Genomic DNA, 11775 nt, shown 5'->3' on the forward strand with positions numbered 1-11775 from the left:
GATGACGCGTTGGATTGATCTGGAAGGCGCGGTCAACGTACGTGACCTGGGCGGACTGCCCACGAACGACGGTGGCCGCACTCGTCGGGGGCGGATCCTCCGCGCCGACAACCTGCAGGGCCTCACGCCCGGTGACGTGGCCGTGCTCGTGGGTGAGCTGAATCTGCGGCACGTGGTGGACCTCCGTTCGACCGCCGAGGTGTCCCTGGAGGGCCCCGGGCCGCTGACCTTCGTGCCCGAGGTGCGCCACCACCACCTGACGCTGTTCGCCGAGGGCGGCCGGCACACCGACGTGGAGGCCGACACGGTCGACAACACGGTCGACACCACGGTCGACAACACGGTCGACAACACGGTCGACATCGACCGGGTGCTGCCGTGGGCGGATCGGGCGCTGGACGAGGAGCTGCGGGTGACCGGCTTCTACTTCGGCTACCTGCGCGACCGGCCGGACTCCGTGGTGGCGGCCCTGCGCGCGATGGCGCTGGACGACGGGGCGTCGCTGGTGCACTGCGCGGCGGGCAAGGACCGCACCGGGGTGCTGTCGGCGCTGGCGCTGGAGATCGCGGGGGCGACCCGGCAGGCCATCGTCGAGGACTACGTGGCCACGGGGGAGCGGCTGGAGCTGATCCTCAAGCGGCTGCGGGGCACCAGCACGTATCAGGGCGACCTCGACTCCCGCCCCGCCGACGACCACCGGCCGCGGCCCGGCAACATCGAGCAGTTCCTGAGCGTGCTCGACGAGCGGTTCGGCGGGCCGATGGGCTGGCTGGTGCAGCACGGCTGGACGTCGGCCGACACGGAGGCCATGCGAGCCCGCCTGCGCGACTGAACGCGGTCAGCCGATGTGCACGACGATCCGCTGGGTCGCCGACAGCCGGGCCGCCTCGATGACGGCCAGCGTCTCGACCGCGCTCTCCGGATCCACCGGCGGCGGTGCGCCCTCGCGCAGCGCCGCCGCCACGCCCCGGTAGAACTCCAGGTACGTCCCCGGCTCGGTGCGCACGAACCGCTGCTCGTCGTCCGTGCCCAGGAGCCCGTAGCGGCTCTCCTCGTCGTCGCCGAACCCCGGCGCGTCGGGCGGCATCCCCGTCCGCAGCCGCTCCTCCTGCACGTCCATCCCGTGCTTCACGAACGCCGCGGACGACCCCAGCACCCGGAACCTGGGCCCGAGCCGGGCGGCCACCGAGCTGACCCACAGGTGCGAGCGCGCCCCGCCCGCGTGGGTCAGGGCGACGAACGTGTCGTCGTCGGAGGCCACCCCGTCACGTCTGACGTCACTCTCGCAGTAGACCTCGCGCGCCGGACCCAGCAGGTGGAGAGCCTGGTCGACCAGGTGGCTGCCCAGGTCGTAGAGCAGGCCGCCGACCTCCTCCGCGCCCCCGGTCTCGCGCCAGCCGCCCTTGGGCACCGGCCGCCACCGCTCGAATCGCGACTCGAAGCGCAGCACCTCACCCAGTTGCCCCTCGCCGACCAGCCGCCGCACGGTGCGGTAGTCGCCGTCCCAGCGCCGGTTCTGGAACACGGTGAGCATGAGCCCGCGCTCCTTGGCCAGGCGCACCAGCTCCCGGCCCTCCTCGGCGGTCCTGGCCAGCGGCTTGTCGACGACCACGGGCAGGCCCGCGGTGAGCGCGGCGGCGGCCGTGGCCACGTGCGTCTTGTTGGGCGAGGCGACCACGACGAGGTCGCACCGGTCCCACAACTCCTGGACGTCGCCCAGCCCGGCCGCGCCGTATCTGCCCGCGACCTCGGCCTGGCGGTCGGGGTTGCGGGTCACGACGGCGGACAGGGTCAGGCCGGGGGTGGCGTGGATCAGCGGGGCGTGAAAGTACTGGCCCGCGGTGCCGTAACCGACCAGCCCGACCCGGATGTCACTCATCGGCCCAGGTTAACGGTTGGCCACGGAGCGGGCCCACAGGGCGCTCCGTAACGGCGGCGCGCCACTGAAGGGTCAGCGGGCGTGCCCCTGGAAGGCCCTCCGCCGGAGTGCGGCGGAGGGCTCAGAGTGGGCGGAGCCGTAGGGGAGGGGAGCCCGGATTTCTCAGAGCCGCACGTTTCGAGGGCCGCGCGTCAGCGGAGCCGCGCGTTTCGGAGCCGGCACGTTAGCGGGGCCGCGCGTTAGCGGGGTGGGTCGGCGGGCGGTGGTGCGTGGCCGGTCATTCGTCGTCGCGTTCGGCGAGGAAGCGTTCGAACTGGGCGGCCAGTTCGTCGCCCGTGGGCATCGGGGTGGTCTCGGCCATCAGGTTCTCGCGCTCCGCCCCGCCCGCGAAGGCGTCGTACTGCTGTTCCAGCCCGCTGATCGCGGTGGACAGCTCGCTGGAGGCCTGGATCTGCTCCTCGATCTCCGTCGTCGTACGGCGGGCCGCGTCGCGCAGCGCGTCCATCGGGAAGACCAGGCCCGTCCCCCTCGTCACCGCCTCCAGGCCCGTCACTGCGGCGGTCGGGTATTCGGCCTGCGACAGGTAGTGCGGCACGTGCACCGCGTAGCCCAGCGCGTCGTGGCCCTGCGCGCCGAGCCGCAGCTCGATCATGGCCGCCACGCTGCCGGGCACCTGCACTCGTCCGAACGAGCTGGTCTGGGCATTGATCAGCTCGGGCCGGCTGGCGTGCATCGTGATGCCGAGCGGCCGCGTGTGCGGGACCGCCATCGGGATCCCGTGCAACGTCACGAGCTTGCTCACCTTCAGCCGGTCCACCAGCGCCGCCACGGCCTTGGTGAACAACTCCCACTCCCGGTCGGGCTCGGGGCCGCTCATCAGCAGGAACTGCGTCCCCGTCGAGTCCTTGGCGACATGCACGGCCAGCTCGGGGCTTTCGCACTCCACCCACCGGTCGGTGTCGAACGTCATGATGGGGCGCCGCGACCGGTAGTCGAGCAGCCGGTCCACGTCGAACGTCGCCACGACCCGGTGCTCCAGCTCGGCCAGCAGGTGGCCCAGTGCGAGGCGTCCGGCGCCGCCCGCGTCGACGAAGCCGTCGAAGTGGTACAGCAACACCGGATCGGGCAGCTCGGGCGCGTCGTCTGCGAGCTCGTAGAGATCCTTCGGGTCGAACACGGTTGGACAGCCTTTCCCTAGGTACTCTCTCCAGAACCTACGGCGTGTCGGAACGATTCCGTGCACGGCACCCTATCGAGGCACAATGGGTGCATGGACGCGGACCCGGAGCTGGAAGAGTTCGCCACGAAGCTGTTCGACCTGGCCAGGGCCGGCGACACGGAGACCTTGCGGGCCTACGTGGAGGCCGGGGTTTCGGCCGACCTGACCAACGGCAAAGGTGACACTTTGCTGATGCTGGCGGCTTATTACGGTCACGCCGAGACCGTACGCATGCTTGTAACATGCGGCGCCGATCCCGACCGGGCCAACGACCGTGGGCAGACGCCGCTCGCGGGCGCGGTGTTCAAGAAGGAGTCTGCCGTGGTCAGGGCGTTGCTGGATGGTGGCGCCGACCCGGACGCCGGTCGGCCGTCGGCGATGGAGACGGCGCGAATGTTCGCGAATGACCAGTTTATCCAATGGTTCACGCAAAGAGATTCATAGTATGAAATAAGCATTAAAGGCCTCGAAGTTGCCGAGTGTGGCCTTTCGAACAGTCCATCGTCATGCTGGTGACGTGGCTACTTCTGCGCACTCCTTCAGTAGGCGACCGCTCCACATCCCTCCGCTGCCATGTCCGTTTCCGAATGAGATCAACGTTCATGCCTCGGAGGTCGACGCGGAGAGCCACGCATGGCTGGCCGCCTCAAACATGCTCAACGGGGCCGAAACCATCGAGCACTTCCGGCGCTCGAAGATCGGCCTGCTCGCCGCACGGACCAATCCCACCGTGCCGCGTGACAGCCTCCGGCTGATCAATGACTGGTACAACTGGCTCTTCGCCTTCGACGACGCGTTCTGCGAGGGCGAGCTCATGGGGCACCGGGCCTCCGCACTGGCCCGCGCCCTGCCTCCCCTGCTCGAGATCCTCGACGACCGCAGGGAGCCCGAGGCCCGCGACGCGTTCGGGCTCGCGCTCAACGAACTCCTGCGCCGGATCTCCAGGACCGCCACCCCCGCACAGGTCGACCGCTGGCGGATCACCGTGAAGGAGTACCTGTTCGCCCAGATCTGGGAGGCGGCCAACCGCGAGGTCGACCTCATCCCGACCCCCGAGGACTACGTGCTGATGCGCCGCATCACCGGGGCCACGTACACCTGCTTCGCCCTCATCGACGCCGGTGGCGGCTATCGGCTCGAGGCCGAGGAGTGGCACCACCCCGACGTGCGCGCGCTGTCGGACCTGGCCTGCGACCTCATCGGCTGGGACAACGACCTGCTCTCATACGCCAAGGAGCGCGGCAACGACAAGGCCAGGCACAATCTGGTCACGGTCCTGGCCACGCACAAGTCCCTCACGCTGCAGAACGCGTTGCGCGAGGTCGCACAGATGCACAACGACGCCATCGCGGCCTTCATCGACCGGCGCGCGGCCCTCGACCAGTGGGCCCCGCTGCCCGTCCGCAAATATGTCCGCGGCCTCGAGCACTGGGTGCGGGGCCACATCGAGTTCTCCCTCGGCAGCGCACGCTACGTGCACGCCTGGCCCGACGACACCCGCTGGCCGCAGGCCGGCTGAGCCCTGACGTCAGCTCTCAGGCGGGGCGTCCATGTCCTCGAGCGCGAGCGTGGACGCCTCGTCCAGATCGAACCGGGCGCCCTCCTCGAACGCGTTCTTGTAGGCCAGGTCGCCCATCCGCCGCCGGCAGTCGTTGATGCAGGCGTTGTGGCCCTCGGTCAGGAACGGCGCCCCCATCTGCGGCAGCCCGGCCGTCCGCCAGTTCTGCTGCAGCGCCCCGAGCAGCTTGGCGGCCAGCTCGAGCTGGTCCTTGGCGACGAAGATCCGCGCCAATGTCTCCAGCACCAGCAGGGTGCCGAGCGTGTCGTGGAAGTGCCGCTTGATCCGCAGCCCCTCCCTGGCGCTCTCCAGCGCCTCCTGATGCCGGCCCGTCATCAGCTTGGTGTCCGACATCGCCCACTGCGCGTAGGAGCTGACCCACAGCTCGCCGCGCTCCCTGCACACCTGCAGGCAGTCCTGCAGCAGCGACTCCGCCTCATAGAGCTCGCCCTGCGCCGACAGCACCAGCGACAGCTCCACGATGGCGGGCAGCAGGCCGGGGTTGAGCTCCTTGTTGTCGGTGTTGAACTCGATCGCCACGCCCAGCAGCGCGCTGGCCTTCTGCAGGTCGCCCTGGAGCAGCGCCGCCGTGCCCTGCATCTTGGAGCCCAGGATCACCGCCCTGGAGTCGCCGACCCGGACGGCCTCGGTGCTGCAGTTCTCCGCCGCGGCCTGGGCGCCGGTGCTGTCGCCCTGGGCGCTCTTCACGTAGGACAGCACCCACAGCGCCTTGCACCGTTCCTTGCTGACGCCGGGGTTGGCCTCCAGCGCCCGCTCCAGGTAGAGGCGCCCCTCGCGGACGAACCCGCAGCACACCCACATGAACCACAACGACGAGAGCAGCGTCAGCGCCAGCACCGACTTGCCCGGCGTCTTGAGCGCGTGCTCCAGCGCGACCCGGACGTTGTCGTGCTCCTGCCGCATGCGGATGAACCAGTAGATCTGCCGCGGCCCCGACCAGGCGTCCTCGCTGCGCTGGGCCAGGCTCAGGTAGTACTCCAGGTGCCGCTGGCGCATCTGGTCGGCCTGGCCCAGCTTGTCGAGCCACTCCTCGCCGTATTCGGCCAGGGTGTCGATCAGCTTGTAGCGCACGCCGGCGTGGTTGCTCCTGATCAGCAGGATCGACTTCTCGACCAGCCCGGTCACCAGGTCGGTGATGTCCTCCGAGGGCAGCCTCCCGTCGGAGCAGACGAACCGGGCCGCGTCGAGCTCGAAGTCGTCCGCGAACACCGACAGCCGCGCCCACAGCAGCCGCTCGGCGGGCTCGCACAGCTCGTGGCTCCAGCCGATGGCCGCGCGCAGCGTCTGGTGCCGGGGCAGCGCCGTACGGCTGGCGCCGGCCAGCAGGCTGAACCGATCGGCCAGCAGCCCGAGGATCTGCTCCACCGACAGGGCCCGCAGCCGCACCGCGGCCAGCTCGATGGCGAGGGGGATGCCGTCGAGCCGGCGGCACAGCTCGGCGACGGCGCCGATGTTCTCCTCGTCGAGCACGAAGTCGGGCACGCTGGCCCCGGCCCTGGCCGCGAACAGTTGCACGGACTCGTTGGTGAACAGGCTCTCGGCCGGGTCGTCGCCGGGCACCTGCAGCGGCGGCACGGGGATCACGTGCTCGTAGGGCAGGTGCAGCGACTGGCGGCTGGTGGCCAGCACCTTCAGGTTGGGCGCGGCCTCGAGCAGCTCGTGGACCAGCTCGGCGCAGCCCTGCACGAGATGCTCGCAGGTGTCGATGATGAGCAGCATGTCGCGCTCGCCCACCCACTCCGACAGCGACTCCGACTCCGCCCGCGAGGACTGGTCGGCGATGCCGAGCGCGGAGGCGATGGTGTGCTTGACCATGCCCGCGTCCTGCAGCCGGGCCAGGTCGGCGAACCAGACGCCGTCGGGATATTGCGAGCGCACCTGATGGGCCAGCCGCAGCACCGTGCGGGACTTCCCGACGCCGCCGATGCCGGTGACGGTCACCAGGCGTGACTCGCTGAGGTGTCGTTTGAGGTTGGCGAGGAGACGGGTCCGGCCGACGAAGCTGGTGAGCTCCGCCGGCAGATTGCCTTCACGCCGCCAGCCTGTCGGGGTGGCCATGAGCAGCCTCACGGGGGGTAGGCGACACCTGCCCTCGCATCGTACCGCCGTGCCTCCCGGGTGTCCTTGGACCTGCGGACACGCCGGGTACTGGTTTGTACGTCCGGGTAGCATGTCCGACGTGGATGATTTTCTACCTGAGCAGACGGCGGACGACACCGACCTGGGCTGGGGCGACTGGCGGGAGAGCGACCCCGACTCCTTCCTCCTCGACAACAAGCCTCCGCACTGGGGCTGACCGTCATCGCCTACGACCTGCGCGCCGCCACTCCCGGTGACTACGACGCCATCGCCGCCGTGGCCGACGACTGGTGGGGCCGGCCGATCCTGCCCGTCCTGCCCAGGCTCTTCCTCGACCACTTCCACCGTACGAGCCTGGTCGCCGAGGGTCCTGACGGGCTGGCCGGCTTCCTGGTCGGCCTGCTGTCGCCGTCGCTGCCCGATGAGGCGTACATCCACTTCGTCGGCGTCTGCCCCGACGCCAGGACGAGCGGCCTGGGCCGCACGCTCTACGAGCGCTTCTTCGACCTGGCCCGCGACGACGGCCGCCACGTCGTCAAGGCCGTCACCGCGCCGGTCAACGCGACCTCCATCGCCTTCCACCGCCGCATGGGCTTCACGGCGAGCGACCCCGTGCCCGGCTACAACGGCCCCGGCACCAGCCTGGTCACGTTCGCCCGCACGATCTGACGTGCCTCAGGCGGTGGCCAGGTCGGGGCGCGACGTCCTGGCCTGGGCGAGCGCGGTGCGCTCGGCCTCCACCAGGTTCCGGCAGCGGGAGATCTCCCGCTGCACCCGGTCCTCGTCCCAGCCGAGCACGTCGGCCATGAGCCCGGCGATCAGCGGCGCCGCCTTGTAGGCCAGCTCACCGGACTCGATGAGCATCCGGGTCCGGCGGGCGACGATGTCCTCGGCGTGCAGGGCGCCCTCGTGGGTGACGGCGTAGCAGACCTCGGCCTTGAGCCACGGGCCCGGCTCGGCCAGCGGCTCGCCGAGCGAGGGATCCTCGACGTGCCCGACGCCAGGTCCCGGCTCTCCACGAGCGCCACCCGGAGCCCGCGCGAGGCGGCGTCCAGCGCGGCGCCCGCGCCCGTCACACCCCCGCCGACGACCAGCACGTCATAGGTCTGCTCGCAGAGCCGGTCGAGCGTCTCCTGGCGGGTCCGGGCGTCGAGTCTGCCGGTCAGGCCCATGGCGCATCGCTCACTTTCCGCAACATTTCGAGCACAAACCGTATGCATTCCCTTGGAGGGGGAATGCACACAACGCTCACGGATACCGGCGGGGGAGGTGTGCGGTGGCGGAACAGGTCGCCAGGAAGAGCCTGGCGGGCGAGATGGTCGCCGAGTTCGCGGGGACGATGGTGCTCATCCTGTTCGGCGCGGGCGTGGTCGCGCAGGTGGTGGCGGCGGGCCTCGGCGACCACGACAGCATCGCCTGGGCGTGGGGCATCGGGGTGGCGCTCGGCGTCTACGTGGCGGGCCGGACCACGGGCGCGCACCTCAACCCGGCCGTCACGCTCGGCTTCGCCGTCTTCCGCGGCTTCCCCTGGCACAAGGTGATGCCGTACGTGATCGCGCAGGTCGCCGGAGCCTTCGTCGGGGCGCTCATCGTGCGCTGGAACTACACCGAGATCCTGGCCATGGCCGACCCCGGGCACACGATCAAGACCCAGGGCGTCTTCTCGACCCTGCCCGGCAACGGCACCCTGCCGATCGGTACGTGGGGCGCGCTGCGCGACCAGATCATCGGCACCGCCATCCTGCTGTTCGTCGTCTTCGCCCTGTCCGACACCGCCAACATGGCGCCCAGCGCGAACCTCGGGCCGTTCGTCATCGGCCTGCTCGTCGTCGCGATCGGCATGTCCTTCGGCAGCGCCGCCGGCTACGCGATCAACCCCGCCCGCGACTTCGGCCCGCGCCTGGCCAGCTTCCTCACCGGCTACGGCGGCGCCTGGCGCGACCAGTACGGCTCCCTCTACTTCTGGGTCCCCATCGTCGGCCCACTGGTGGGCGCGTTCATCGGCGCCGGTCTCTACCAGGTGATGATCGCCCGTTTCCTGCCGCAGGGCGAGGACCGCGACACCGTGAAGCCGTCTGACTGAGGAGAACGCCATGCCTGACTTCGTCGGCGCCGTCGACCAGGGCACCACGAGCACCCGCTTCATGATCTTCGATCACGAGGGCGCCGAGGTCGCCAAATACCAGCTCGAACACGAGCAGATCCTGCCCAGGGCCGGCTGGGTGGAGCACAACCCGATCGAGATCTGGACCAGGACCGCCGCCGTCATCCAGAGCACGATCCAGCGCACGGGGCTGCACGACGGCGACCTGGCCGCGCTGGGCGTCACCAACCAGCGGGAGACCACGGTCGTGTGGAACCCGCGCACCGGGCGGCCCTACTACAACGCGATCGTGTGGCAGGACACGCGGACCGACCGGATCGCCGCCGCGCTGGAGCGCGACGGCCGCGGCCAGGTCATCCGCGACAGGACCGGGCTGCGGCCCGAGGCGTACTTCTCCGGCGGCAAGATCCAGTGGATCCTCGAGAACGTCGACGGCGTCCGCGAGGCGGCCGAGCGCGGCGAGGCCGTCTTCGGCACCACCGACACCTGGACCCTGTGGAACCTCACCGGCGGCGTCAACGGCGGCGCGCACATCACCGACGTGACCAACGCCAGCCGCACCATGCTGATGGACCTGGACACCCTGGAGTGGGACGACGAACTGCTGTCCTTCTTCGGCATCCCGCGCGCGATGCTGCCCGAGATCCTGCCGTCCGCCGACCCGGACCGCTACGGGACCACGCTCCGCTCCGGGCCCTTCGGCGGCGAGGTGCCGATCGCCGCGGCCCTGGGCGACCAGCAGGCCGCCACCGTCGGCCAGGTCTGCTTCGCGCCCGGCGAGGCCAAGAACACCTACGGCACCGGCAACTTCCTGCTGCTCAACACCGGCACCGACCGCGTCCGCTCCGAGAGCGGCCTGCTCACCACCGTGGCCTACAAGTTCGGCGACAGCCCCGCGGTGTACGCGCTGGAGGGCTCGATCGCGGTGACCGGCTCGGCGGTGCAGTGGCTGCGCGACCAGCTCCACGTCATCACCTCCGCCGCCCAGAGCGAGACCCTGGCCCGGCAGGTGCGCGACTCGGGCGGCATGTACTTCGTGCCGGCGTTCTCCGGCCTGTTCGCCCCCTACTGGCGGGCCGACGCCCGCGGCGCCATCGTCGGGCTTTCGCGCTACAACACCGACGCCCACCTGGCCAGGGCCACGCTCGAGGCCATCTGCTACCAGAGCCGCGATGTCGTCGAGGCCATGCAGCAGGACTCCGGGGTGGTGCTCGACGTGCTGAAGGTGGACGGCGGGGTCACGGCGAACGACCTGTGCATGCAGCTCCAGTCCGACATCCTCGGCGTGCCGGTCAGCCGCCCGGTCGTGGCCGAGACCACCGCGCTCGGCGCCGCGTACGCCGCCGGGCTGGCGGTCGGCTTCTGGAGTGACACCGAGGAGCTGCGGGCCCACTGGGCCGAGGACCGCCGCTGGCTGCCGACGGCGAGCGAGGAGCAGCGGGAGAAGGGCTACGCCGGCTGGAAGAAGGCCGTGAGCAAGGCGTTCGACTGGGGCGAGACCGACTGAGACCGACCCGGAGACAGCGCCCCCCGGTCCGTCGGGGTCTACGACATGAGGCCGTGAGAGGAGGTCCGGGTGCGTCCGCAGCGCCGCACCCGGACCGGCTCTCAATATCCGTTCCCGCTCCTGCTTGGATCGTTCCAGGCGTCGGCGAGCATCCGCGCGACCGCCGTGCTCAGCACCCGCACGCCCCGCGTGGTGCCGGGCTCGATCCCGACCAGCTCCTGCACGCGGCGCAGGCGGTAGTCGAGGGTGCGGGGATGGATGTGCAGCGAGGTCGCCGTGCGCAGACGGTTCATGTCGTTGCGGTAGTAGGCGTCCAGCGTGGTCACGAGTTCGGGCCCGCCGGACAGTCGTAACGCCACCTCCTTGAGCCACTCGTCCACCTGCGGCGTCTGCGCGGCCCCCAACTCGGGGAACATGTCCGCCGCACTGTACGGCCGCAGCGGCATCTTCTCGACCGGTGCCACCCGGCTGACCCGCCGGGCGAGCGAGGCGGCCGGCGCCAGCGCGGACGCCCGGCCCTTCGCCATGCCGACCGAGCAGGGCCTGCCGAGCGCCTCGGCCAGGTCGCGGCCCAGCTCCAGCCCCGTCTCCTCCGCCGCCGCTGCGCTGCGCGCGTCGGCTCCCGAGCACGGGACCAGCACCACGACCTCGTCCGGATCACACCAGAGCAGCGGCATCCGGTACCGCTCGAGCAGCGCCTGCGTGATCTCCTCCCGGCGTCCCCTCGGCATCCGCGGGTTGCGGTCGGCGACCCGTATCACGGTCACCATGTAGTGCTCGGCCAGCGGCATCCCGACGCTGGCGGCCAGCGGGCCCGCCATGTCGTCGTCGTCGAGCAGCATGCCGGCGAGCCTGCGGACCCGGGCCACGAGGGGCAGGAGCGGCTCCTGGCCCTTGAAGTAGCCGCGGGTGTGGGCCTGCGCCGCCGTCACGCCGTACCGGTCGAGCCAGTCGAGCATGAGCATGGTGTCGTCGACGTCGCACGGGCCGCCCGCCTCCGACATCTCGCGGAGCGTGGCGCCCGCGTGCAGGGCCAGGGCGTGCCGGTAGGCCACCACCGACACGCCCTGGGCGGCCCGCTCCTCGCCGGCGGATTCGATGAAGACGAGCTCCGACTCGAGTAACGGCTCATCCGCCTCCGTGAGTTCGATCGTGCGGCGTCGTATGATCACCGCGAGTTCGAGCATCGACGTCTTCGCCTCGGAGGCGATGACCTGATAGTCCGGTATTTCGTTCACACACGCCGCGACAACCCTCCGAGCGTTGTCGTCGATCCGGCGTTTGAGCGTGCCAAAGAAGTCCCCCATGCCTGATTCCCCCAGAAACGACTGAAGTTCGTTCCCCGTCACTTCACACGCATCCGCCTATTCGCGCGAAACTTGACTCTGGATCAACAACTCGGGTGGAA

Annotated in this window: 12 protein-coding genes and 1 pseudogene; 7 read left to right on the forward strand and 6 right to left on the reverse strand. The window is 70.4% G+C overall.

The window, feature by feature from the left end:
• Position 1 precedes the first annotated feature (1 nt).
• Positions 2 to 832 (forward strand): tyrosine-protein phosphatase, encoded by an 831-nt coding sequence (locus tag AB0I15_RS12475; RefSeq protein WP_358093796.1) that lies wholly within the window; start codon positions 2 to 4, stop codon positions 830 to 832.
• A gap of 6 nt (positions 833 to 838) precedes the next feature.
• On the opposite strand, the gene AB0I15_RS12480 is transcribed toward AB0I15_RS12475, so the two are convergent.
• Together AB0I15_RS12480 and AB0I15_RS12485 are read right to left on the reverse strand one after the other, a co-directional pair.
• Entirely contained in the window at positions 839 to 1879 is a 1041-nt protein-coding gene (locus AB0I15_RS12480) for a Gfo/Idh/MocA family oxidoreductase (protein WP_358093799.1), read from the reverse strand.
• A 277-nt stretch (positions 1880 to 2156) separates the two neighbouring features.
• On the reverse strand, positions 2157 to 3056 hold the full coding sequence (locus AB0I15_RS12485; protein ID WP_358093802.1) for a PAC2 family protein: 900 nt from the start codon (positions 3054 to 3056) through the stop codon (positions 2157 to 2159).
• Between the two features lie 93 nt (positions 3057 to 3149).
• Here AB0I15_RS12485 and AB0I15_RS12490 point away from each other — a divergent pair, with 93 nt between their 5' ends.
• A complete protein-coding gene (locus AB0I15_RS12490; RefSeq protein WP_358093805.1) occupies positions 3150 to 3542 on the forward strand; it encodes an ankyrin repeat domain-containing protein in 393 nt (130 codons plus the stop codon).
• 208 nt (positions 3543 to 3750) lie between these two features.
• Positions 3751 to 4617 carry a hypothetical protein gene (locus tag AB0I15_RS12495; RefSeq protein WP_358093808.1) on the forward strand — a complete coding sequence of 289 codons (867 nt, stop codon included), beginning with the start codon at positions 3751 to 3753 and terminating at the stop codon, positions 4615 to 4617.
• Positions 4618 to 4626: 9 nt separating this feature from the next.
• Here AB0I15_RS12495 and AB0I15_RS12500 read toward each other — a convergent pair whose 3' ends face one another.
• Positions 4627 to 6747, reverse strand: a complete 2121-nt coding sequence (locus tag AB0I15_RS12500; RefSeq protein WP_358093811.1) for a tetratricopeptide repeat protein — start codon at positions 6745 to 6747, stop codon at positions 4627 to 4629.
• Between the two features lie 285 nt (positions 6748 to 7032).
• On the opposite strand from AB0I15_RS12500, the gene AB0I15_RS12505 reads away from it, so the two are divergent.
• Complete coding sequence (locus tag AB0I15_RS12505; RefSeq protein ID WP_358093814.1) at positions 7033 to 7425, forward strand: GNAT family N-acetyltransferase; 393 nt, start codon at positions 7033 to 7035, stop codon at positions 7423 to 7425.
• A 6-nt stretch (positions 7426 to 7431) separates the two neighbouring features.
• Here AB0I15_RS12505 and AB0I15_RS12510 read toward each other — a convergent pair whose 3' ends face one another.
• Positions 7432 to 7719: a glycerol-3-phosphate dehydrogenase C-terminal domain-containing protein gene (locus AB0I15_RS12510; RefSeq protein WP_358094390.1), complete on the reverse strand. Its 288-nt coding sequence runs from the start codon at positions 7717 to 7719 to the stop codon at positions 7432 to 7434.
• Here AB0I15_RS12510 and AB0I15_RS12515 point away from each other — a divergent pair.
• Entirely contained in the window at positions 7666 to 7860 is a 195-nt protein-coding gene (locus AB0I15_RS12515) for a hypothetical protein (RefSeq protein WP_358094408.1), read from the forward strand. The genes AB0I15_RS12510 and AB0I15_RS12515 overlap by 54 nt on opposite strands.
• On the opposite strand, the pseudogene AB0I15_RS12520 reads toward AB0I15_RS12515, so the two are convergent.
• A pseudogene (locus tag AB0I15_RS12520) lies at positions 7791 to 7976 on the reverse strand (hypothetical protein); the annotation flags it as partial. The gene AB0I15_RS12515 and the pseudogene AB0I15_RS12520 sit on opposite strands and share 70 nt — an antisense overlap.
• 56 nt (positions 7977 to 8032) lie before the next feature.
• Between AB0I15_RS12520 and AB0I15_RS12525 the strand changes: the two are divergent.
• On the forward strand, positions 8033 to 8839 hold the full coding sequence (locus AB0I15_RS12525) for an MIP/aquaporin family protein (protein ID WP_358093817.1): 807 nt from the start codon (positions 8033 to 8035) through the stop codon (positions 8837 to 8839).
• A gap of 10 nt (positions 8840 to 8849) precedes the next feature.
• A complete protein-coding gene (glpK, locus tag AB0I15_RS12530) occupies positions 8850 to 10367 on the forward strand; it encodes a glycerol kinase GlpK (protein WP_358093820.1) in 1518 nt (505 codons plus the stop codon).
• A gap of 101 nt (positions 10368 to 10468) precedes the next feature.
• On the opposite strand, the gene AB0I15_RS12535 is transcribed toward glpK, so the two are convergent.
• Entirely contained in the window at positions 10469 to 11605 is a 1137-nt protein-coding gene (locus AB0I15_RS12535) for a helix-turn-helix domain-containing protein (protein WP_358093823.1), read from the reverse strand.
• Positions 11606 to 11775 lie beyond the last annotated feature (170 nt).

Source organism: Nonomuraea sp. NPDC050643 (assembly GCF_040654715.1).
Classification (GTDB): domain Bacteria; phylum Actinomycetota; class Actinomycetes; order Streptosporangiales; family Streptosporangiaceae; genus Nonomuraea.

Excerpts from the sequence above, each read along its gene's own strand:
- AB0I15_RS12475 (WP_358093796.1), top strand. The coding sequence starts at position 2 with ATGACGCGTTGGATTGATCTGGAAGGCGCGGTCAACGTACGTGACCTG.
- AB0I15_RS12480 (WP_358093799.1), bottom strand. The coding sequence starts at position 1,879 with ATGAGTGACATCCGGGTCGGGCTGGTCGGTTACGGCACCGCGGGCCAG.
- AB0I15_RS12490 (WP_358093805.1), top strand. The coding sequence starts at position 3,150 with ATGGACGCGGACCCGGAGCTGGAAGAGTTCGCCACGAAGCTGTTCGAC.
- AB0I15_RS12495 (WP_358093808.1), top strand. The coding sequence starts at position 3,751 with ATGCTCAACGGGGCCGAAACCATCGAGCACTTCCGGCGCTCGAAGATC.
- glpK (WP_358093820.1), top strand. The coding sequence starts at position 8,850 with ATGCCTGACTTCGTCGGCGCCGTCGACCAGGGCACCACGAGCACCCGC.